Below are 18,010 nucleotides of genomic sequence, written 5' to 3' on the forward strand. Positions count from 1 at the left end.
AGGAGGGAAGACTGGCCGACGGCGGGTGACAGGATGCAGGTATGCGTGACCTGCCGACGCGGGCCCTGGTTCGCGGCGCACGGTTGTCCTTGGTCCCGACGGCCTACGTCGGCCGCCGGGCCCTGGGGCTGGCCCGGCGTGTGGGGGGTCTGCCGGCCGAGGTGATCGCCGCCGAGGTGCAGGCCCGAACCGCCGAGCAGCTGTTCGCGGTCCTCGGCGAGCTCAAGGGCGGCGCGATGAAGGGCGCGCAGTGGATGTCGGCGATGGAGGCCGCGTTGCCCGACCGGCTGGCCGGCGCCTACGGCGAGGCGCTGACCCGCCTGCAGGAGGCCGCCCCGGCGATGCCGACCAGCATGGTTCACGACGTGCTCACCGAGTCGTTCGGCAGGGGCTGGCGCCGGCGGTTCGTCGAGTTCGAGGACGAGCCGGCTGCTGCCGCGAGCATCGGACAGGTGCACCGCGCCGTCTGGGCTGACGGACGCCCGGTTGCGGTCAAGGTGCAGTACCCACGCGCCGGGCAGGCCCTAGCGGCTGACCTGCGGCAGCTGGACCGCCTCGGCCCGGTGTTGCGCGCCGTCGCGCCGGGCCTGGATGCCCGGGGGCTGTTCGCCGAGCTTCGTGCTCGGGTGATGGCGGAAGTCGACTACCGGCAGGAGGCTGCGGCGCAGAGCGAGTTCGCGCGGGTCCTGCGTGACGACCCGGACTTCTGCGTCCCCCAAGTGGTCGAGGTGGCCGACGGGGTGCTGGTCTCGGAGTGGGTCGACGGCACGCCGGTGGCGCAGATCGCCCGCCGCGGCTCCGAGCAGCAGCGCGACCGCGTCGGGCTGCTCCTGGCTCGGATGATGCTCTCGAGCCCCCCACGCGTGGGGCGGCTGCACGGCGACCCGCATCCCGGCAACTTCCGGCTCCTCGACGACGGCCGGCTCGCCGTGGTCGACTTCGGCTCGAGCCTGCCGATGCCTGACGGTTGGTCACCGCGTCTGGTTGCGCTCGTGCGTGCGGGACGGGACCGTGACGAGGCGGAGCTGTTCGACGTCGCAACGCGCACCGGGTTGGTCCGCAGCGCGGAGGTCACGCCGGAGGCCCTGCTCGAGCTGGTCGATCCACTGCTCGAGCCCTTGCGGCACAAGGCGTTCCGCTTCGACCGCCCATGGCTGCGGGGCCAGACGGCCCGGATGTCCGACCCCAGCTCGACCGCCTCCCGCGCACAGCGCAAGCTGCACGTCCCGGTACGGAACCTGCTCGTGCAGCGCGTCATGGCCGGAACCACCGGGGTCCTGTGCCTGCTCGGCGCACGGATACCACTGCGCGACGAGGCGGCCAGGTGGCTGCCTGGACTCGGTGGGCCATCCGCGGCAGAGGCTCCGGGGAGCGGCGCCACCTAGCCGTGGCCGTCTGACAGCGCCGTCACCTGAGCGCTCGTCGCCTGCCCGCCGGCGCGACGAGGCGCGTTCGATCCGGGACTTTGCGCAGGGGCGTTGTCACCGAGCACCAACGGGCAGGCACCGACCTCCGGGCGTCTGAACGCGAAGATGGTGGCGAGCTTCAGCGCGGTCGGATAGACGTCGTTGGTGGACTGGCTCTGGTTGACGTCCTCGTTGGGGTGCACGAGCTGGTAGCTGCCCTTGACGTGGCCGAGATGCTCCAGGGCCAGGTTGGCGATCACCTCGTTGGCGTTCATGTTGGTGGAGGTGCCGGCCCCGCCTTGGATCATGTCCACGACGAACGGGTCGGCGTACCGGCCCGCTCCCAGCTGTTCGCATGCGTGGACGATCGCGTCGGCTTTCGTCGCCTCCAGCGTGCCGAGGTCGCGGTTGGCCTGCGCCGCTGCTTGCTTGACGCAGGCCAGCGCGCGGACGAGGTCGGGGTAGTCCCCGACAACCGTTCCGGTGACGGGGAAGTTCTCCACGGCGCGCAGGGTGTGCACGCCCCAGTAGGCGTCCTGGGGCACCTCCCGGCTGCCGAGGAGGTCGTGTTCGGTGCGGGTGCCGACGCTTGGGCCGGCCGGCTGGTCAGGGGCAGCAGCCGCCTCGTGCCGTGGTGGGGCGCTGTTCTGCGTGTGTGCCGGTGCCGGTGTCATGGCGGTTCCTTCGCTGGTCTGTCTGGGTGGCGTGGCCGTGGAGCGGGGACGGTCGCGGGCATCTTCGCGGCCCGGCCGTCGTCAGCCGATGTGCTGCTGGGGCCGAGCGAGCGTCGGGCGGTGCATGCTCACGCGGCCGGGTCACGACCCCAGGCCCGCATGCCGTTGCCGCAGCGGCGGAGAACCGCGGCGGCTAGCACCAGGGCCGGATCGACCAGTGGCGCCGGGCAGCCGGTGCCATCGAGCGCCAGGGGGACTTCGGTGCATCCGGCGAGGAGTGCCTGCGCGCCTCTGTCTACGAGAGTGTCGGCGGCGCGTTCGAACGACGCCGCAGCCTCGGCCGGCCGGGCCCCGGCCTTGATGTCGCGGATGGCGCCCATGACCTCGTGGTCCTGGACCTGAGGGTCCGGGACGATCGTGGTGATCCCGGCCTGGCGCAGAGCGTGCTGGTAGAGCCCGGCCGTGATGGTCCCCGTCGTCGCGAGCAGGCCCACGGCGCTGACGCGCGGGTGGGCACGGCGCAGGTGGTCGGCGACCTCGTCGACCATGTGGACCAGGGGCAGCCCCGCCGCCGCGGCGGCCGCGGGCGCGAAGGCGTGAGCGGTGTTACAGGGGACTGCCAGCAGCGTCGCGCCGCTGGCGGCGAGTGCGCGGGCGCCCGCGATGAGGGCTTCGGTTGGGTCTGGGCCGCGGCCCAGCAGCGCCTCCGTCCGGTCCGGGACGGTGGGGTCGGCCCAGATGACGACGCGGGGGTGGTCCTGGTCCCGGTTCGCGACGGTCATCTGCACCAGCTTCGTGTAGAAGTCGGCGGTGGCGGCCGGCCCCATGCCACCCAGGATGCCGATGACCTCAGTCATGGCCCTGCTGCTGGTCGGGCTGGAGCGGGGTAGGTGTCCCTGCCACTGCGGCCGGCTCTCGACCCGCGGCCGCGTCCTCCGGCTGGAGTTCCGCGGCGGTGGGACGTGCGGGGCGCCGCTTCTCCGAGCTGTCGATGACACAGGCGGCCAGCGTGTTGCCGATGACGTTGACGGCAGTACGAGCCATGTCGACCAGGAAGTCCACACCCAGCAGGATGGCGATGCCTTCGGCGGGGATGCCGATGGTTCCGGCCGCGCCGATCAGCACGACGATGGAGGCCGAGGCGACCCCGGCCATGCCCTTGGACATGATGACGAGGATGGCGACCATCACCAGCAGGTGCGGGATCGAGGTGCCCGTGCCGTAGGCGTTGGCGAGGAAGACCAGGGCGATCGCCTGGTAGAGCACGGATCCGTCGGTGTTGAAGGAGTAGCCCAGCGGCACGACGAACGAGGAGGTCTCCCGGCCGACGCCGAGGGACTCGAGGCGGCCGAGCAACGGTGCGAGCACGGCCTCGCTGCTGCGGGTGACGAAGGCGAGACCGACGAGATCGGCGATGGTGCGTAGCATCGTCAGGTAGGGGATCCGGTAGATGCGGGCGATGATCGGGAAGACGACCCCGAGGACGAGGACCAGGCCGAGGTAGACGACGCCGACGAACGCGAAGAGGCTGCCGAGGTTGCCGACGCCGTACTTGGCCACGTCGTAGGCGATGAAGCCGAGCACCCCCAGGGGCGCGAACCGGATGACGTAGCCGACGACGCGGAACATCGCCGTGGCGACGGCGTCCAACACGGTCACCAAGGGCTTGGCCGGCTCACCGACGGCGGAGACGGCGATGCCGAGCAGCACCGCGAAGAAGATGACGCCGAGCAGGTTCCCGTCGACCATCGCGCCGAGCAGGTTGGCCGGCACGATGTGCAGGATCAGCTCGTGGAAGTCCACCCCGTGCGCGAGCCCGGCGACCGAGCCGGGGTCGGCTCCCCTGATCGTGGCGCCCAGGCCGAGGTCGAAGCCCTTGGCCAGGAAGACCGCCAGGAACAAGATGACCGTGGTGACGACCTCGAAGTAGAGGATCGCCTTGCCGGCCATCCGCCCGATCTTCTTGGCCGACTCCATGCGAGCGATACCGAGCACGATGAGCGGGAAGACCAACGGGACGACGACCATCTTGACGCCGTTGAGGAACAGGTCGCCGAACAGCTTGAGCTGCTCCCCGACGGCTGGGGCCAGCAGCCCGATGCCGGCCCCGACTGCCACCGCGATCAGCGACAGGACCCCGATCGGGGGCAGCTTGACGCGGCGCTTGGGCCGGTGTGATGGCTCTCTGGCGTCCGTCCTGACGTCGTGCGTGCGTGACGGCGTGTCGGCAGCAGCGACGGTGATGCCCTTCGGCATGATGGCTCCAATATATCGGATACGGTGTGCGTTGCTCAGCGTGCAGGTTCCGGCCATCGGCGTCAAGGGCGTGTACGGTATGCAATATGTTGGATGAGCCTGTAGAGCGTCAGCGCCTGTCCGACGTCGCCTTCGAGCGCATCCGGACGGCGATCATCACGGGCGAGCTGGCCCCGGGTGAGCGCGTTCGCGACGCGGACCTGTCGGCCCGGTTGGGGTTGAGCCGCACCCCCGTTCGCGAGGCCCTCATGCGTCTGGCCAACGCCGGTCTCATCGAGGCGAGGCCGGGAGTGCACACCCGCATCAGCAGGCTGGACCGTGCCGAGGTGGAGGACACCTTGGCCGTCCTGCGGCAGCTCGACGAGCTCGCCGTCTCGACCGCCGTTCCTCGGTTGACCACCGAGCAGCTGGCCGCGATGCGTCAGGCTCAGGACCGTTTCATCCAGGCTGCCCAGAGTGAGGACGTCATGGCCGCGCTGCAGGCCGATGACGAGTTCCATGGCGTCATCCAGGACGCCGCGAACAACCCGGTCCTGCGACGGCTCACGGACCAGACGCACCCCGTGGTGCACCGCATCCTCTACCGCAAGTTCTCCACGCTGCTCGGCGGCCAGAACACCATCGACCACCACGAGCGGCTCCTTGCGCACTGCGCCGCAGGCGAAGCGGAGGAGGCCGCACGCCTGTCCGCGGAGCACTGGCGTCTCCTCGGAGGGATCATCGGCCAGCTCTTCGAAGCCGAGGCGTTCGCCTCCTAGCTCGCGCGCGGACCAAGGGAGAGCCACGAGATGAGACCGCTTCGATACTCGATCAACGTCACGCTCGACGGCTGCTGCCATCACGAGGCAGGACTGCCCCCCGACGAGGAGTCGATGCGCTACTGGACCGCCGAGATGGAACGAGCCGATGCCCTGCTCTTCGGCCGGGTGACCTACGAGATGATGGAGTCCGCGTGGCGGCGGCCGACTACGGGCCCGTGGCCCGACTGGATGGATGAGTCGCAGGTCCCGTTCGCCGAGGCCATCGACACGACGAAGAAGTACGTCGTGTCGAGCACGCTGCGCGAGGTCGACTGGAACGCCGAGCTGGTGCGAGGCGACGTGGGGCAAGCGGTGCAGCGGCTCAAGCAGGAGCCCGGCGAGGGCCTGTTCGTGGGTGGCGTGACGCTGCCCCTGGCGTTGGCGGACCTGGGACTGATCGACGAGTACGTGTTCCTCGTGCAACCGGTCCTTGCCGGACACGGCCCGACGTTGCTCGCCGGTCTGCGCGAACGCATCCGGCTCGAGCTCGTGGATCGCCATGCGTTCCGGTCGGGGACCATCGGCTTGCGATACCGGCCCACGCGAAGAACGGCGTGAGGGGACCTGCCCTGGCGCGTTGGCGGCCAGTGCACGCATCCACCGGGATCAGCGCGGACAGGCAAGGGCGCGCAACCACCGGACGAGCAGGGAGCGGCGGGGCCCTGCGGCGACGAGCTTCACCCGGCGCTACAGGGCGATCCATCCAGGTGTTGACGAACCGTTCGGTCGGGCTCGCCGGCCTGCCGCATCGTCATCCGCAGGCACGTGTGAAGGTCACCGGCCAGGATGCCGCCCAAGAACTGGGCGGCGCGGTCCGGGCAGCTGTGCAGGGTCACCGAGGAGGCCGACCAACGGCTCAGGTCGATGTCTCCTGTCGTCCAGGCTCCGGCCGGCACCCATGCGAACGCCTGTGAGGGGCCCGAGGCCGTCAACGTGAAGTCGGCGGCGCCCTGGCGCATCACCAAGGGGTTCTTGCGAAAGAACCAGTTCATCCCGGACGGGAGACGCAATCCCACGTCGCGCGCCCGCGGCGGCTCTTCCCTCGCAGACATCCTCGTCAACCCTTCGAACGGGATCGCGTCGACCGCGTCCCCGGGCTGCACGCCGAGCGAGTCCGCGCAGCCGAGCGACACGTGTCTGGTGCCGAAGCCCGACGACGCCGTGGTGGTCACCGATGCGCCCGGCGCACCAGGACCGGCGGTCGGGGCGTGCTCGGAACACCCCGCTGCGAGGACCGCCACGGCCAAGCAACAGGCTGTCACCACAGATTCCCGTGCCATGTCACCGGCCTCGATACGCCACGCCCGTCGCGCTTTGCCCTCCATTATCCCTGCAGTGCAGACTCGCCCGTGGGCGCCGCTGTCGGGCAGCTGTCGGTGCTGGCGGCTAGCGTCCTCGACGTGGCCGACGACCTCGAGATCATTGCCTTTGCAGCGGCGGACGAGCTGTGGTCATGGTTGGCGCAGCACCACGACACTCACCCTGGCGTCTGGGTCCGGCTGCAAAAGACCAACAGCCTGCATCCGTCGATCAGCTTCCACGACCTGTTGGAGGCCGGCATCGCGTACGGATGGAGCGAGAGCACATGCCGCGCCCACGACCGCACCTCGTACGTCCAGAAGTTCACGCCCCGGCGCACGCGAGGAACGACGTCCCAACGCAACCTCACCATCGCCGACCGCCTCGAGGCGGAAGGCCGGATGACACCACCGGGGCGCAAGGCGCTCGACCGCTCGTCCGACGCGTCCGCGTCTCGCCGTGTCCGTGCTGCCGGCCGTCGAGAAAACCCCTTGCGCGTCGGCAGCACAGGATGTCGGGTGTGACAGAACACCCGACTCGAGAGGGACGTGACGCGAATGGCGCTGGCCACCCCGACGCTGCACACCGCTCGACTCCGACTGCGTCCCTTCGACGACACGGATGCCGACGACATCTTCGCCCTGCAGAGCAATGCCCACGTGTTGCGCTACTGGGACTCTGCGCCGTGGAGCGAACGCGAGCGCGCGGAGCGGTTCATCGCGCGTTGCCGACAGATGGCAGAGGAGGGCACCGGCACGCGGCTGGCCGTGGATCGCGTCGCCGACGGGGCGTTCATCGGCTGGTGCACGCTGGACCGGTGGAACCCGGACTACCGGAGCGCGTCGCTGGGCTACTGCTTCGATGCTCCAGCGTGGGGCCACGGCTACGCGACGGAGGCCGCCGGTGTGGTGCTGCGGTGGGCGTTCGAGACGCTGGACCTGAACCGCGTCCAGGCCGAGACCGACACTCGCAATGTGGCGTCTGCCCGGGTGCTCGAGAAGCTCGGGTTCGTGCGTGAGGGGACGCTGCGGGAAGACTGCGTCGTCAACGGCGACGTCTCGGACTCATGGGTCTTCGGGCTGATCAGACGCGAGTGGCAGCCAGCCACGTGTGCGGCACCGCGCACCGTCAGCCGGAGGTGACGCCGAGCGTGCTCTCCCGGGCGATCAGCGTGTGGCCGGCGTGGACGTCCTCGCCCGGCACCGGTGTGCGCGCCTCGATGCGGTGGAGCAGCCGATCGACGGCTTCGGCCGCGATGCGCGCCTTGTCGGGCGCGATGGTGCTGATGGTGGGCGTGGAGTAACGGCCGTCCTCGATGTCGTCGTAGCCGATGATCGCGACGTCCTCGGGCACGCGCAGGCCACGCTGGAGCACCGTTCGCACGGCGCCGAGGGCAACGAGGTCGCTGTAGGCGAAGACGGCCGTCGGTCGGTCCTCGCGCTCGAGCAGCGCGGCCATCGCGGTCGCACCGTCGGACCTGTTGAACCGCGGCGTGGAGATGACGAGGGTGTGGTCCACCGGCAGCCCGGCCTCCTCGTGGGCCAGGCGGTAGCCGCGCGTGCGCCGTTGAGCGGCCTCTCCGGTGCGGTAGGGCTGGTCGCCGATGGCGGCGATGCGCCGATGCCCGAGGTCGATGAGGTGCGCGACGGCGTCCCGCGACGCCGCGACGTCGTCGATGCCGACGTGGTCGAAGTGGCCGTCCGACTCACGCTCGCCGAGCACGATGAGGGGCAGGTCCGGATCCCGGACCGCGAGCTCAGCCTGGGACAGACCCAGCGGGCTGAAGATCATGCCGTCGTAGGCGAACCCCCGAGCGCGGCGCTTGATGAGCTCGGCCTCGTGCTCCGGGTCGCCGTCCGTCTGGTCGATGAGCACGTTGAAGCCGCGCTCTCGTGCGCGGGGGATGATCGCCTGCAGCAGCTCGGAGAAGTAGGGCGTGTCCAGGTAGGGGACGACGACGGCGATCTGGCCGGACCGGCCGTTGGCCAGGTTCCTGGCAAGCAGGTTCGGCCGGTAGTCGAGCGCCCTGATGGCCTCCTCCACCTTGGCCCGCGTCGCCGGTGTCACCTGGGCGTACCCGCCCACCACGTTGGACACGGTCCGCGGCGACACGCCGGCGAGCAGGGCAACGTCACGCAGGGTCGCGTCCGGCACGGGGTGCTCCTGTCTCGGGAAGAGGCACGTCGATGCGCCCGGGCTGGGCGGCGAGACCAATCTGACCACACCTATTGCCACGCTGCAAAGCTCCCGGCATACTCCTTTTGCAGCGCCGCAAAATGGTGCACACGGCCGACGGTCCACTGGCCCGGACCCTGCCCTACGCCCACCCGACGAACCGTGGGTGCGCGTCCGACCGGACGCAGCACCCTCTTTCTTCGGGTAGGCATGTTAACGCTCACACACGTGGGTGCTGATTTCCCAAGATGGAGAACCCGATGAAGCACCGTCGCTTCACCCCGCTCACCCGCGCCGGGAGCATCGTTGCCGGCGCCCTGACCGTCGCCACCCTCCTTGCCAGCTGCGCCGGTGGCTCGTCCGCCGCCGACGGCGGCACGGGCCAGGGCGGGAGCGCCGCGGGCCCTGTGCACATCAAGGTGTGGGCCTGGTACCCCGAGTTCAAGGGCGTCGTCGACGCCTTCAACGCCTCGCACAAGGACATCCAGGTCGACTGGAGCAACGTGGGCACCGGGCCCGACCAGTACGCCAAGCTCAAGACCGCCTTCAAGGCCGGCAGCGGCGCCCCCGACGTCGCCATGGTGGAGTTCCAGGAGATCCCGAGCTTCGTCATCCTCGACAAGCTCGTCGACATGGGCCAGTACGGCGCCAACGACGACAAGTCGCTCTATGCCGACTGGGCGTGGAAGCAGTCGACCGACGGCAACAAGGTCTACGCCATCCCCGTCGACGGTGGCCCGATGGCCCTCATGTACCGCAAGGACCTCTTCGACAAGTACAAGATCGCCGTCCCGAAGACGTGGGACGACTACGCGGCCGCAGCCGAGAAGATCAAGGCCGCCGACCCGAAGGCGTACATCGCCAGCTTCGGCAAGGACGGTGGCTGGCTCAACGGGCTCATGTGGCAGGCCGGCTGCAAGCCGTACAGCTACTCCCAGGCACAGGCCAAGGACGCGGTCGGCATCCGCCTGACGTCACCCGAGTGCAAGAAGGTCGTCGACTTCTACGGCAACCTCGTCGACAAGGGGCTCATGGCCAAGGACCCGTTCTTCACCGCCGACGCCACCGCGGCGCTGGACAACGGCAAGTACTGGACCTGGGCGGCCGCGGGCTGGACCCCCGGCTACCTCGCCGGGTCGCTGAAGAAGACCTCCGGCAAGTGGGCCGTCGCCCCGATGCCGCAGTGGACCGAAGGCGCCAACGACCAGGGAGACTGGGGCGGCTCCACCTTCACGGTCACCACCCAGAGCCAGCACCCGAAGGAGGCCACGATCGTCGCCCGCGAGCTGTTCGGGTCCTCCAAGGCCGCGTGGGACATCGGCCTCAACAAGGCCTTCCTCTATCCGCTGGTCAAGGACGTCGCCGCCAACACGTCGTTCACCGACAAGGCGTACGACTTCTTCGGCGGCCAGAAGGTGAACCAGATCTTCGTCCCGGTCTCCAACAGCCTCGGCGAGTTCCAGTACACCCCGTTCCAGGACTACGTGTTCGCGACGATGAACGACCTGAGCGCCGAGGCCCTGGACGGCAAGCGCCCGTGGAGCACGGTCCTCGACGACACCCAGAAGAAGGTCGTCGCCTACGCCCAGCAGCAGGGCTTCAAGGTCAGCGAGTAGCCCGTCCCACTCGCCGCCGGGTCGGCAGGTGGTCCACCTCCGCCACCTGCCGACCCGGCCCCCACCGGACCCGGAGGTCCCCATGAGCCAGCTCCTTCCGGCCGACCGCCCCGTCACCGCTTCTCCGGCGACCGTCGTCCCACCGACGACGCGGGCCGCCCGCCAAGGCCTTTCCCACCAGGCGCGTCAGGCGGTCGCCGGCGCACTGTTCGTCCTACCGTTCCTCCTCATCGTCCTGCTCTTCCTCGCCCTCCCCCTCGGCTACGCGTTCTGGCTGAGCCTCCACAGCGAGAGCCTCGTCCTCGGCCCCCACTTCAGCGGGCTGGAGCAGTACAAGCAGGCGTTCACGGACCCGCAGTTCCTCACCGGGCTGCGCCGCGTCATCGTCTTCGGTGTCATCCAGATCCCGATCATGCTCGGGATCGCCCTCGCCGGCGCTCTGGCGCTGGATGCCATCAACAGCCGGGTCGCCAAGGTCTTCCGGCTCGTCGCCTTCATGCCGTATGCCGTCCCGGCCGTGATCGGCGCCCTCATGTGGGGCTTCCTCTACAGCAAGACCTTCGGGCCGTTCGCCGGGATCTCGGGACTCTGGGGGGACGCGCCGGTCAACTTCTTCGGCGGCTCCCTGCTGCTCGTCTCCCTCGGCAACGTCGTCACCTGGGCCTGGACCGGCTACAACATGATCGTCCTCTACTCCGCCCTGCAGGGCGTGCCCCGGGAGATGTACGAGGCCGCGGTCATCGACGGCGCCTCACCGGTGCAGATCGCGCTGCGGGTCAAGGTCCCGGCGATCAAGCCGGCGCTCTCCCTCGCCGCCATCTTCACCGTCATCGGCACGATGCAGTTCTTCAACGAACCGGCGATCCTCGCGCGCTTCGCCCCGGACATCGACGCCGGCTACACGCCGAACCTCTACGCCTACAGCCAGGCGTTCCGGTTCTCCGCCTTCAGCTACTCCGCGGCGATCTCGTTCACCCTCGGGCTGAGCGTCTTCGTCCTGTCGTACCTCTTCGTCTTCGTCTCTCGCAGAAGGGCAGCACGCGCATGACGCTGACCACACGGATCGAGGCCGGCCGGCGAGCGCCGCACACGGCCACGCGCCCGCGGGGCGGCCGCTTCGGCGAACCGAGGACCCGCCTGGCGCACAGCCTCATGACACTGGGGATCGTCTACTTCACGATCCCGCTCATCTGGATCCTCTTCGCCGCCACCAAGAGCCAACCCGACCTGCTCTCCACGCCCGCACTGTGGTTCGGCCACGGGTTCGACCTCGTCGCCAACCTCCGCCAGCTGTTCACCGAGGACGGCGGCGTCTACGGGCGCTGGCTCGTCAACACCGCGCTCTACTCGGGGGCGAGCGCGCTGGGGGCGACGTCCCTGTGCGCCCTGGCCGGCTACGGGCTGGCACGGTTCAGCTTCCCCGGCAAGCGACTGATCGAGTCGGGGCTGCTCGGGATGGTCATGGTCCCGGCCACCGCCCTCGTGCTGCCGACGTACCTCCTGCTGTCGCGGCTCGAGCTGGTGAACACCATCTGGGCCGTCATCCTGCCCTCGCTGCTGAGCCCCTTCGGCACCTACCTCATCCGGGTCTTCGTCGCCGAGAGCGTGCCGCAGGAGCTGCTCGACGCAGCCCGGATCGACCGCGCCGGCGAGTTCCGCATCTTCTGGCAGGTCGTCCTGCCGATGATGCGGCCGGCGATCGTCACCGTCTTCCTCATCACCCTCGTCGCGACGTGGAACAACTACTTCCTGCCGCTCGTGATGCTCAGTGACGCGAAGCTCTACCCGCTGACCGTCGGGCTCACGACCTGGTTCAACACGGCGCAGCAGGAGGCGGGGACCCGCGTGCTCTTCAACCTCGTCACCACCGGCGCGCTCCTTGCCATCATCCCGCTCGTGGTCGCCTTCGTCTTCCTGCAGCGGTTCTGGCGCAGCGGCGTCAGCAGCGGCGCGCTCAAGTAGCCCGCAGTCCCATGCTCGCCGGGTGTCGACTCCACACCCGCACTCCCCACACCTTCCAAGGACTCCGATGACCTCCGCCTCCTTCCGCCTCGACCCGAGCTTCACGATCGCCCCCGTCAACCGACGCACCTTCGGGTCGTTCGTCGAGCACATGGGCCGGTGCGTGTACACCGGCATCTACGAGCCGGACCACCCCACCGCCGATGCCGACGGGTTCCGCGAGGACGTCCTCGCCCTGACGCGCGAGCTGGGCGTCAGCATCGTGCGGTACCCCGGCGGCAACTTCGTCTCGGGCTACCGCTGGGAGGACGGCATCGGTCCCGTGGCCCAGCGACCGGTGCGACGCGACCTCGCCTGGCACGGCCTCGAGACCAACGAGGTCGGCATCGACGAGTTCGCCCGCTGGGCGGACAAGGCCGGCGTCGAGATCATGTACGCCCTCAACCTCGGCACCCGCGGCGTCCAGGAGGCCCTCGACGTGCACGAGTACCTCAACCAGCCCGAGGGCACCCACTTCGCGGAGCTGCGCCGTAGCAACGGCGCCAAGGAACCGCACGGCATCCGGATGTTCTGCCTCGGCAACGAGATGGACGGCCCGTGGCAGACCGGCCACAAGACCGCGCACGAGTACGGCCGCCTCGCCGCGGAGGTCGCCCGTGCCCTGCGCTCGGCCGAGGCCGGCCTCGAGCTCGTGGCCTGCGGCAGCTCCAGCTCCGGCATGCCGACGTTCGGCTCGTGGGAGGCCACGGTGCTCGAGCTGGCCTACGACCAGGTGGACGCGATCTCGGCGCACGCCTACTACGAGGAGCACGACGGCGACCTCGGCAGCTTCCTCGCGTCCGCCGTCGACATGGACCACTTCGTCGACAGCGTCGTCGCCACCGCCGACAGCGTCGGAGCCCGGCTCAAGAGCCGCAAGCGCATCAACATCTCGTTCGACGAGTGGAACGTGTGGTACCTCAGCCGGTTCGAGAACGCCGAGAAGCCGACCTCGTGGGAGGTGGCGCAGCCCGTCATCGAGGACCACTACAACGCCGCGGATGCCGTCGTCGTCGGCAACCTGCTGATCTCGCTGCTGCGCCACAGCGACCGCGTCACCGCGGCCTGCCAGGCCCAGCTCGTCAACGTCATCGCCCCGATCATGACCGAACCCGGGGGCCGGGCCTGGCGCCAGACGATCTTCCACCCGTTCGCGCTCACCTCCCGGCTCGCGCAGGGCACGGTGCTGCGCGTCGAGCCCCAGGGCCCCACGTACGAGACCCAGCGCTTCGGCGCGGTGCCCGTCCTCGACGCGGTGGCGACCCATGACACGCAGACCGGGGAGGTCACGATCTTCGCGGTGAACCGCGACGTCAACGGGTCGCTGGACCTCACCGTCGCTCTCGCCGGTCTCGGTGCCCTCGAGGTGGTCGAGGCCTGGACCGTCGGCGGGGACGACCCGTACGCCAGGAACACGGCCGACGACCCCGAGCGAGTCCGCCCGGAGGCGTTGACCACGGCCGCCCTCGTCGCCGGCTCGACCCTGACCGCGACCCTGCCCCCGGTGTCCTGGTCCGCCATCCGTCTGGCACCGGCTACGCCCACGTCTCGGGAGGGCTGAGCTGCCTCAGCGTTCACGTAGCAGGCGCGAGGCCCACCGGGGTAGGCCGGGTGACAGTGGCGCGGTCAGAAGGTCGCGATGGGGTTGACCGGGCTGCCGGAGGTACCGGCGAAGCGGACCGGAGCGACGGCGAGCTGGAAGTCCCACTGACCGAGCTCGGCAGCGGTCGTCGCGCAGTCCTCCAGGTCGCAGTTGTCCAGCAGCCACAGACCCATCGCGACGAGGCCCACGGTGTGAACGGGCATCGCCAGGTCGTCGTACCCCGACGGCTGGACGTCCTGAGGGGTGTCGGCACCGATCAGCGCGACCTGCCGGTCGTGCAGCCACGGCAGGCAGGACGCGTGCCAGCCAGGCTGCGTGACGCCGCCCGATGCTCCCGCCTCGTGCCGGAGGCGGCCGTAACCGGTTCGCAGGAGGACCGCATCGCCGGGTCGCACGCGCACACCCTGGCGACGCTCGGCCCTCTCGAGATCGTCCGGAAACACTCCCTCACCCGGTTCCAGCCACGGCACCTCGCGGACCTTCGCGATGTCCAGCAGGACACCCCGCGTGACGATCCCGTTCGCGGCGGCCGTGACGGCGGCCCACGCCGATCCCGTCGCGGCGTCGACCAGCGAGTGCGGTCGTCCGTTGTACATCAGGCCGTCCCAGAAGATGTGGCAGGGCGAGTCGAGGTGGGTGATCGTGTTGCCGTGGAAGAGGATGCCGAGCCGTTCGTTCGAATAGCCCCAGCGCCGGTCGTTGCGGAACCCGGGCAGCGACATCGTCTCAGCACCCGGCAGGTCCGCGAAGCACGGGCACGTCGTCGTCGACCGCTCCATCTCTTCCGGGACGGCCACCTCCCATCCGCACGACACGCTCCTGCCGTGACGCGCGGCCCGCGCCGCCGCCAGCCGGACCTCGTCGCTGATGTGGTTCAGCGTGCCGAGCTCGTCGTCCTCGCCCCACCGTCCCCAGTTCGACAGGCTGTCGAAGTACCCGAGCACGTCCTCCTGGGTGGGCGGCGGCGGTTCTGCGGTCATCCCAGCATCGACGTGGTCCTTCGTCATCATTCGTCTCCTTGCCGTGATCAGTGGCAGCGGCTCTTGGCTCGACACCTTGCCCGACGCGGAGCGCGGTTGTCCCGATGAGACTGCGGACCCGGGTGCTCGTCTCCGCGGGAGTCGCGCTGGTCTGGCTGTTCCTGATGGCGCTCTCCTGCTGCTCACGTTCATGTCGCTGTCATGGACGGCGCTGTCGTTCGGCGGCAGCTGACGGGTTATCGCTGGTCGCGCAACCTGACCGGATCACTGAAGCCGCCGGCAGGAAGAAGGTCGTCCTGTCGCGGCACGCGCGCAACACACCTCGCCGACGCCGCGCAGCAGTGGGCGATCTCTTCGACGCGAGGCTCACCCGGCGCCAAGGCCTACTACCAGCAGAGTCCGCACCCGCGGCATGAGCCACCACGCTGCGCCACGACAGCTCGCGAACCGGTGGATCCGCATCCTGCGCGGCCGTCTGAAGACCGGCACCCCGCCGTTTGACAGCAAAAGCACCTGCCATGTCTGCCGCTGTGGCGCACCGATCGCGACACCATCAACCGTCGACCGACTCAGGGCCGATTCGCTTTGGGCGCGGCGGAGCTGGGCAGACCAACGGTCACGAGGACAGTCCAACCACGCTCTTCGGTCCGCGTGGGTCGTTGAGGATCGTTCATGGTTGCTCGTGGTTCGTGCGTCGTCGCCACGTATGACCGGGGGTGTCGGAGGCCGGTGACTCGTCACGTTCGTGGCTCGTGGTCGGTCGGAGAGAACATGAACCAGATGACATCCCGCGCCCCCCTGTCGCCGGCTCGGATCGACAGCATCGAGAGCCTGCGCGAGCACCTGCAGTGGGCGATCGAAGCTCGAGCACGCCACGCTGCCGCCCTACCTGTGCGCCCTCTACTCGCTGGATCCGCAGCGCAACAAGGCCGCCGCCGAGGTCGTCGAGAGCATCGTCATCGAGGAGATGCTGCACCTCACCCTCGCCGCCAACCTGCTCAACGCGGTGGGCGGCCGTCCGGTCCTCGACTCCCCCCGGCTCCTGCCCGCCTACCCCACGACACTGCCGCACGCCGACCGGTCCTTCGACGTGGAGCTCCTCCCGTTCGGCCCACAGGCGATCGAGCTGCTGCTGCGGATCGAGCGGCCCTCGGTGCGAGAGGCGGCGCCCGAGAGCGAGGGCTACGAGACGATCGGCCAGTTCTACGCGGCGATCCGCGCGGGTCTGGTCGACCTGTGCGCGGAGCTCGGCGAGGGAGCCGTGTTCAGCGGCGACCCGGCTCGGCAGGCGACGCCGACAGCTCCCTACGGCGGGGCGGGCCGCATCATCGCGGTCGACGGACTCGACTCAGCACTCCTGGCGCTCGGCGAGATCGTCGAGCAGGGCGAAGGCGCCGATCACCGCGATGTGTGGGACGGGGACCACGACATGTTCCACCCCGACAGGGACGAGGTCGGGCACTACTTTCGGGTGCTCGAGCTCAAGCTGGGCCGGCGTTTCCAGCGCGGCGACACGCCGTCGTCCGGGCCGAGCGGTGAGCCGGTGACCGTGGACTGGGACGGCGTGTGGCCGATGCGACCGAACCCGCGAACGGCCGACCACGAGCCGGGCAGCGAGGTGCGCGTCGCGCAAGAGCGTTTCAACGTCTCCTACTGCGCACTCCTCGGCCACCTCGAGCGGGCCTTCAACGGCAGCCCGGCGCTGCTCGGTGCGGCTGTCGGCGAGATGTACGGACTCAAGGCGCAGGCCTTGGCGCTCATGCAGCTTCCGACCGAGGACGAGCAGTCCACCGCCGGTCTGACCTTCGAGTACGTCGCGCCCGCAGATCGCGGCTGACGGCCGCGACCGTCCACGGGTGGTCTCGATGTGGATCTCGAGGCCGAGGGGTCGGGCTGCTTTGGCATGACTGGCTCCCCGGAGTGTCGGCGCCGGACGGACGCCCCGTCATCTGGATGACGAGACGACGGGTGGATCCGCCTTGCGCGCTCATGATGTGTGCGATGTCAGTACTTCCTCTTCAGCCGGGTGATCTCGTCTGCCACCGCGACGGCGGCGACGACGGTGGCGACGGCGGCGATCCCGACGGTCGGGTCGAGCCGGTCTGCGCAGCCTGTGGCGACAGCGAGCGCGACGGTGGCCGTCGCGGCGGGAGCCATTCTGCGCCGCAGGCCGCGACGGGAGTGTCCCTCGACGTCCGGTACGCGGAGGAGCTGCACGGCCACGAGGCACACCGCCGCGGGAAGGGCGACGGACCCCACCGCGAGCTGCGGTGCGACGGGGGCGACCGACGAGCCCGAACGCACGCTGCTGGTGACCACGACCTCGAGGCCGGCACCGAGCGCGGCGAGAGCTGCGAACGTGAAGAAGTGGCCGTAGCCCCAGACGAACGACCAGCTGCGCCGGGCCTCGAGGCCCGCACCTGCCGGAACGGCGAAGTGCAGCCACCAGAGGGCCGCGACGAGGACGAGACTAGCGGCCGAGACGGCGACGAGGCCTAAGCTCCAAGCGAGCTCGACGACGGCCGCGACGGCAGTCGTCCCGGCGAGGATGCTCTCGCCCAGGAGGATCAGGGTGAACAGCGAGTAGCGCTCGGCGATGTGGTGCGGGTGCCAGCTCGTCGGTCCCCGTCGCTCGGCCCAGACGGGCACGAGGAGCTCGAGGGCTGCCAGCGCCGCGAACGACATCGTCCCGCCGGCGCCGTGAGTGGCGAGCCGCGCCAGCCACAGCACCTCGGCCACGGCGATGCCCACCGCGTACCGGGAGCAGGTGCCCCGCCCCGCCGGGTGCTGGCGAGCGGCACGGACCCAGAGGCTGAAGAGGCTGAGCCGCATGATGAGGTAGCCCGCCGTGACGGCCGCGAAGTCGCCGTCGAAGGCTGCGCCCACGCCGGCTGCGAGCACGAGCACGCCGGCCATCTGGACGAAGACGGCAAGGCGGTAGGCGACGTCGTCGGTGTCATAGGCCGAGGCGAACCACGTGAGGTTCATCCACGCCCACCAGATGGCGAAGAAGACCATGAGGAACGGCCCGACGGCGCTCGCAGCGTTCCCCGCGAGGGTGGCATGGGCGAGCCGATCTGCGGCCTGCGACACCGCCGCCACGAACGTGAGGTCGAAGAGCAGCTCGAGCGGCGTGGCGGTGCGGTGGGCCTCGTCCAGGCGCCGTGCCTGCATGGGTCGACGCCGCGGGCGTGCTTGCA

Annotated in this window: 15 protein-coding genes and 2 pseudogenes; 10 read left to right on the plus strand and 7 right to left on the minus strand. The window is 69.8% G+C overall.

What is annotated here, in order from left to right; genetic code table 11:
- Window positions 1–41: 41 nt before the first annotated feature.
- Window positions 42–1,385: an ABC1 kinase family protein gene (locus AC1VM9_RS03370; protein ID WP_483121164.1), complete on the plus strand. Its 1,344-nt coding sequence runs from the start codon at window positions 42–44 to the stop codon at window positions 1,383–1,385.
- Window positions 1,386–1,519: 134 nt separating this feature from the next.
- Here the strand turns inward: AC1VM9_RS03370 and AC1VM9_RS03375 are convergent.
- From AC1VM9_RS03375 to AC1VM9_RS03385, 3 genes and pseudogenes are all read right to left on the minus strand, one after another.
- Window positions 1,520–2,080 (minus strand): annotated as a pseudogene (locus AC1VM9_RS03375) (lyase family protein); the annotation flags it as partial.
- Window positions 2,081–2,208: 128 nt separating this feature from the next.
- Entirely contained in the window at window positions 2,209–2,937 is a 729-nt protein-coding gene (cuyB, locus tag AC1VM9_RS03380; RefSeq protein WP_481341141.1) for a cysteate racemase, read from the minus strand.
- Window positions 2,930–4,336, minus strand: coding sequence for a dicarboxylate/amino acid:cation symporter (locus AC1VM9_RS03385; protein ID WP_483121166.1), 1,407 nt, complete (start codon window positions 4,334–4,336; stop codon window positions 2,930–2,932). The genes cuyB and AC1VM9_RS03385 overlap by 8 nt, the downstream gene beginning before the upstream one ends.
- 86 nt (window positions 4,337–4,422) lie before the next feature.
- On the opposite strand from AC1VM9_RS03385, the gene AC1VM9_RS03390 reads away from it, so the two are divergent.
- Window positions 4,423–5,094 (plus strand): GntR family transcriptional regulator, encoded by a 672-nt coding sequence (locus tag AC1VM9_RS03390; RefSeq protein WP_483121168.1) that lies wholly within the window; start codon window positions 4,423–4,425, stop codon window positions 5,092–5,094.
- Window positions 5,095–5,124: 30 nt separating this feature from the next.
- Window positions 5,125–5,694 (plus strand): dihydrofolate reductase family protein, encoded by a 570-nt coding sequence (locus AC1VM9_RS03395; RefSeq protein WP_481341138.1) that lies wholly within the window; start codon window positions 5,125–5,127, stop codon window positions 5,692–5,694.
- Between the two features lie 119 nt (window positions 5,695–5,813).
- On the opposite strand, the gene AC1VM9_RS03400 is transcribed toward AC1VM9_RS03395, so the two are convergent.
- Window positions 5,814–6,308 (minus strand): hypothetical protein, encoded by a 495-nt coding sequence (locus AC1VM9_RS03400; protein ID WP_481341137.1) that lies wholly within the window; start codon window positions 6,306–6,308, stop codon window positions 5,814–5,816.
- A gap of 228 nt (window positions 6,309–6,536) precedes the next feature.
- Here AC1VM9_RS03400 and AC1VM9_RS03405 point away from each other — a divergent pair, with 228 nt between their 5' ends.
- Both AC1VM9_RS03405 and AC1VM9_RS03410 read left to right on the plus strand, forming a co-directional pair.
- Entirely contained in the window at window positions 6,537–6,959 is a 423-nt protein-coding gene (locus AC1VM9_RS03405; RefSeq protein ID WP_483121170.1) for a YdeI/OmpD-associated family protein, read from the plus strand.
- Between the two features lie 33 nt (window positions 6,960–6,992).
- A complete protein-coding gene (locus AC1VM9_RS03410) occupies window positions 6,993–7,577 on the plus strand; it encodes a GNAT family N-acetyltransferase (RefSeq protein ID WP_483121172.1) in 585 nt (194 codons plus the stop codon).
- Here the strand turns inward: AC1VM9_RS03410 and AC1VM9_RS03415 are convergent.
- Entirely contained in the window at window positions 7,564–8,589 is a 1,026-nt protein-coding gene (locus tag AC1VM9_RS03415) for a LacI family DNA-binding transcriptional regulator (RefSeq protein WP_481341134.1), read from the minus strand. The genes AC1VM9_RS03410 and AC1VM9_RS03415 overlap by 14 nt on opposite strands.
- Before the next feature lie 281 nt (window positions 8,590–8,870).
- Between AC1VM9_RS03415 and AC1VM9_RS03420 the strand changes: the two genes are divergently transcribed.
- The 4 genes from AC1VM9_RS03420 (at window position 8,871) to arfA (ending at window position 13,788) form a co-directional block, all read left to right on the plus strand.
- Window positions 8,871–10,226 (plus strand): ABC transporter substrate-binding protein, encoded by a 1,356-nt coding sequence (locus AC1VM9_RS03420; protein WP_483121176.1) that lies wholly within the window; start codon window positions 8,871–8,873, stop codon window positions 10,224–10,226.
- 82 nt (window positions 10,227–10,308) lie between these two features.
- A complete protein-coding gene (locus tag AC1VM9_RS03425) occupies window positions 10,309–11,274 on the plus strand; it encodes a carbohydrate ABC transporter permease (protein WP_481343840.1) in 966 nt (321 codons plus the stop codon).
- Window positions 11,271–12,188, plus strand: a complete 918-nt coding sequence (locus AC1VM9_RS03430) for a carbohydrate ABC transporter permease (RefSeq protein ID WP_481343839.1) — start codon at window positions 11,271–11,273, stop codon at window positions 12,186–12,188. The genes AC1VM9_RS03425 and AC1VM9_RS03430 overlap by 4 nt, the downstream gene beginning before the upstream one ends.
- 67 nt (window positions 12,189–12,255) lie before the next feature.
- Entirely contained in the window at window positions 12,256–13,788 is a 1,533-nt protein-coding gene (arfA, locus tag AC1VM9_RS03435) for an arabinosylfuranosidase ArfA (RefSeq protein ID WP_481343838.1), read from the plus strand.
- Window positions 13,789–13,853: 65 nt separating this feature from the next.
- Here the strand turns inward: arfA and AC1VM9_RS03440 are convergent, their stop codons facing one another.
- Window positions 13,854–14,837, minus strand: coding sequence for a cyclase family protein (locus AC1VM9_RS03440; protein WP_483121179.1), 984 nt, complete (start codon window positions 14,835–14,837; stop codon window positions 13,854–13,856).
- 844 nt (window positions 14,838–15,681) lie between these two features.
- On the opposite strand from AC1VM9_RS03440, the pseudogene AC1VM9_RS03445 reads away from it, so the two are divergent.
- Window positions 15,682–16,647 (plus strand): annotated as a pseudogene (locus tag AC1VM9_RS03445) (ferritin-like domain-containing protein); the annotation flags it as partial.
- A 167-nt stretch (window positions 16,648–16,814) separates the two neighbouring features.
- Here AC1VM9_RS03445 and AC1VM9_RS03450 read toward each other — a convergent pair.
- Window positions 16,815–17,984, minus strand: coding sequence for a low temperature requirement protein A (locus tag AC1VM9_RS03450; RefSeq protein ID WP_483121181.1), 1,170 nt, complete (start codon window positions 17,982–17,984; stop codon window positions 16,815–16,817).
- Window positions 17,985–18,010: the final 26 nt, after the last annotated feature.

It is taken from the genome of Monashia sp. HAY1-11D, from assembly GCF_056868035.1.

Coding starts and splice junctions, on each gene's coding strand:
- AC1VM9_RS03370 (WP_483121164.1), top strand. CDS start 42: ATGCGTGACCTGCCGACGCGGGCCCTGGTTCGCGGCGCACGGTTGTCC.
- cuyB (WP_481341141.1), bottom strand. CDS start 2,937: ATGACTGAGGTCATCGGCATCCTGGGTGGCATGGGGCCGGCCGCCACC.
- AC1VM9_RS03385 (WP_483121166.1), bottom strand. CDS start 4,336: ATGCCGAAGGGCATCACCGTCGCTGCTGCCGACACGCCGTCACGCACG.
- AC1VM9_RS03390 (WP_483121168.1), top strand. CDS start 4,423: ATGTTGGATGAGCCTGTAGAGCGTCAGCGCCTGTCCGACGTCGCCTTC.
- AC1VM9_RS03395 (WP_481341138.1), top strand. CDS start 5,125: ATGAGACCGCTTCGATACTCGATCAACGTCACGCTCGACGGCTGCTGC.
- AC1VM9_RS03410 (WP_483121172.1), top strand. CDS start 6,993: ATGGCGCTGGCCACCCCGACGCTGCACACCGCTCGACTCCGACTGCGT.
- AC1VM9_RS03420 (WP_483121176.1), top strand. CDS start 8,871: ATGAAGCACCGTCGCTTCACCCCGCTCACCCGCGCCGGGAGCATCGTT.
- AC1VM9_RS03425 (WP_481343840.1), top strand. CDS start 10,309: ATGAGCCAGCTCCTTCCGGCCGACCGCCCCGTCACCGCTTCTCCGGCG.
- AC1VM9_RS03430 (WP_481343839.1), top strand. CDS start 11,271: ATGACGCTGACCACACGGATCGAGGCCGGCCGGCGAGCGCCGCACACG.
- arfA (WP_481343838.1), top strand. CDS start 12,256: ATGACCTCCGCCTCCTTCCGCCTCGACCCGAGCTTCACGATCGCCCCC.
- AC1VM9_RS03440 (WP_483121179.1), bottom strand. CDS start 14,837: ATGACGAAGGACCACGTCGATGCTGGGATGACCGCAGAACCGCCGCCG.
- AC1VM9_RS03450 (WP_483121181.1), bottom strand. CDS start 17,984: ATGCAGGCACGGCGCCTGGACGAGGCCCACCGCACCGCCACGCCGCTC.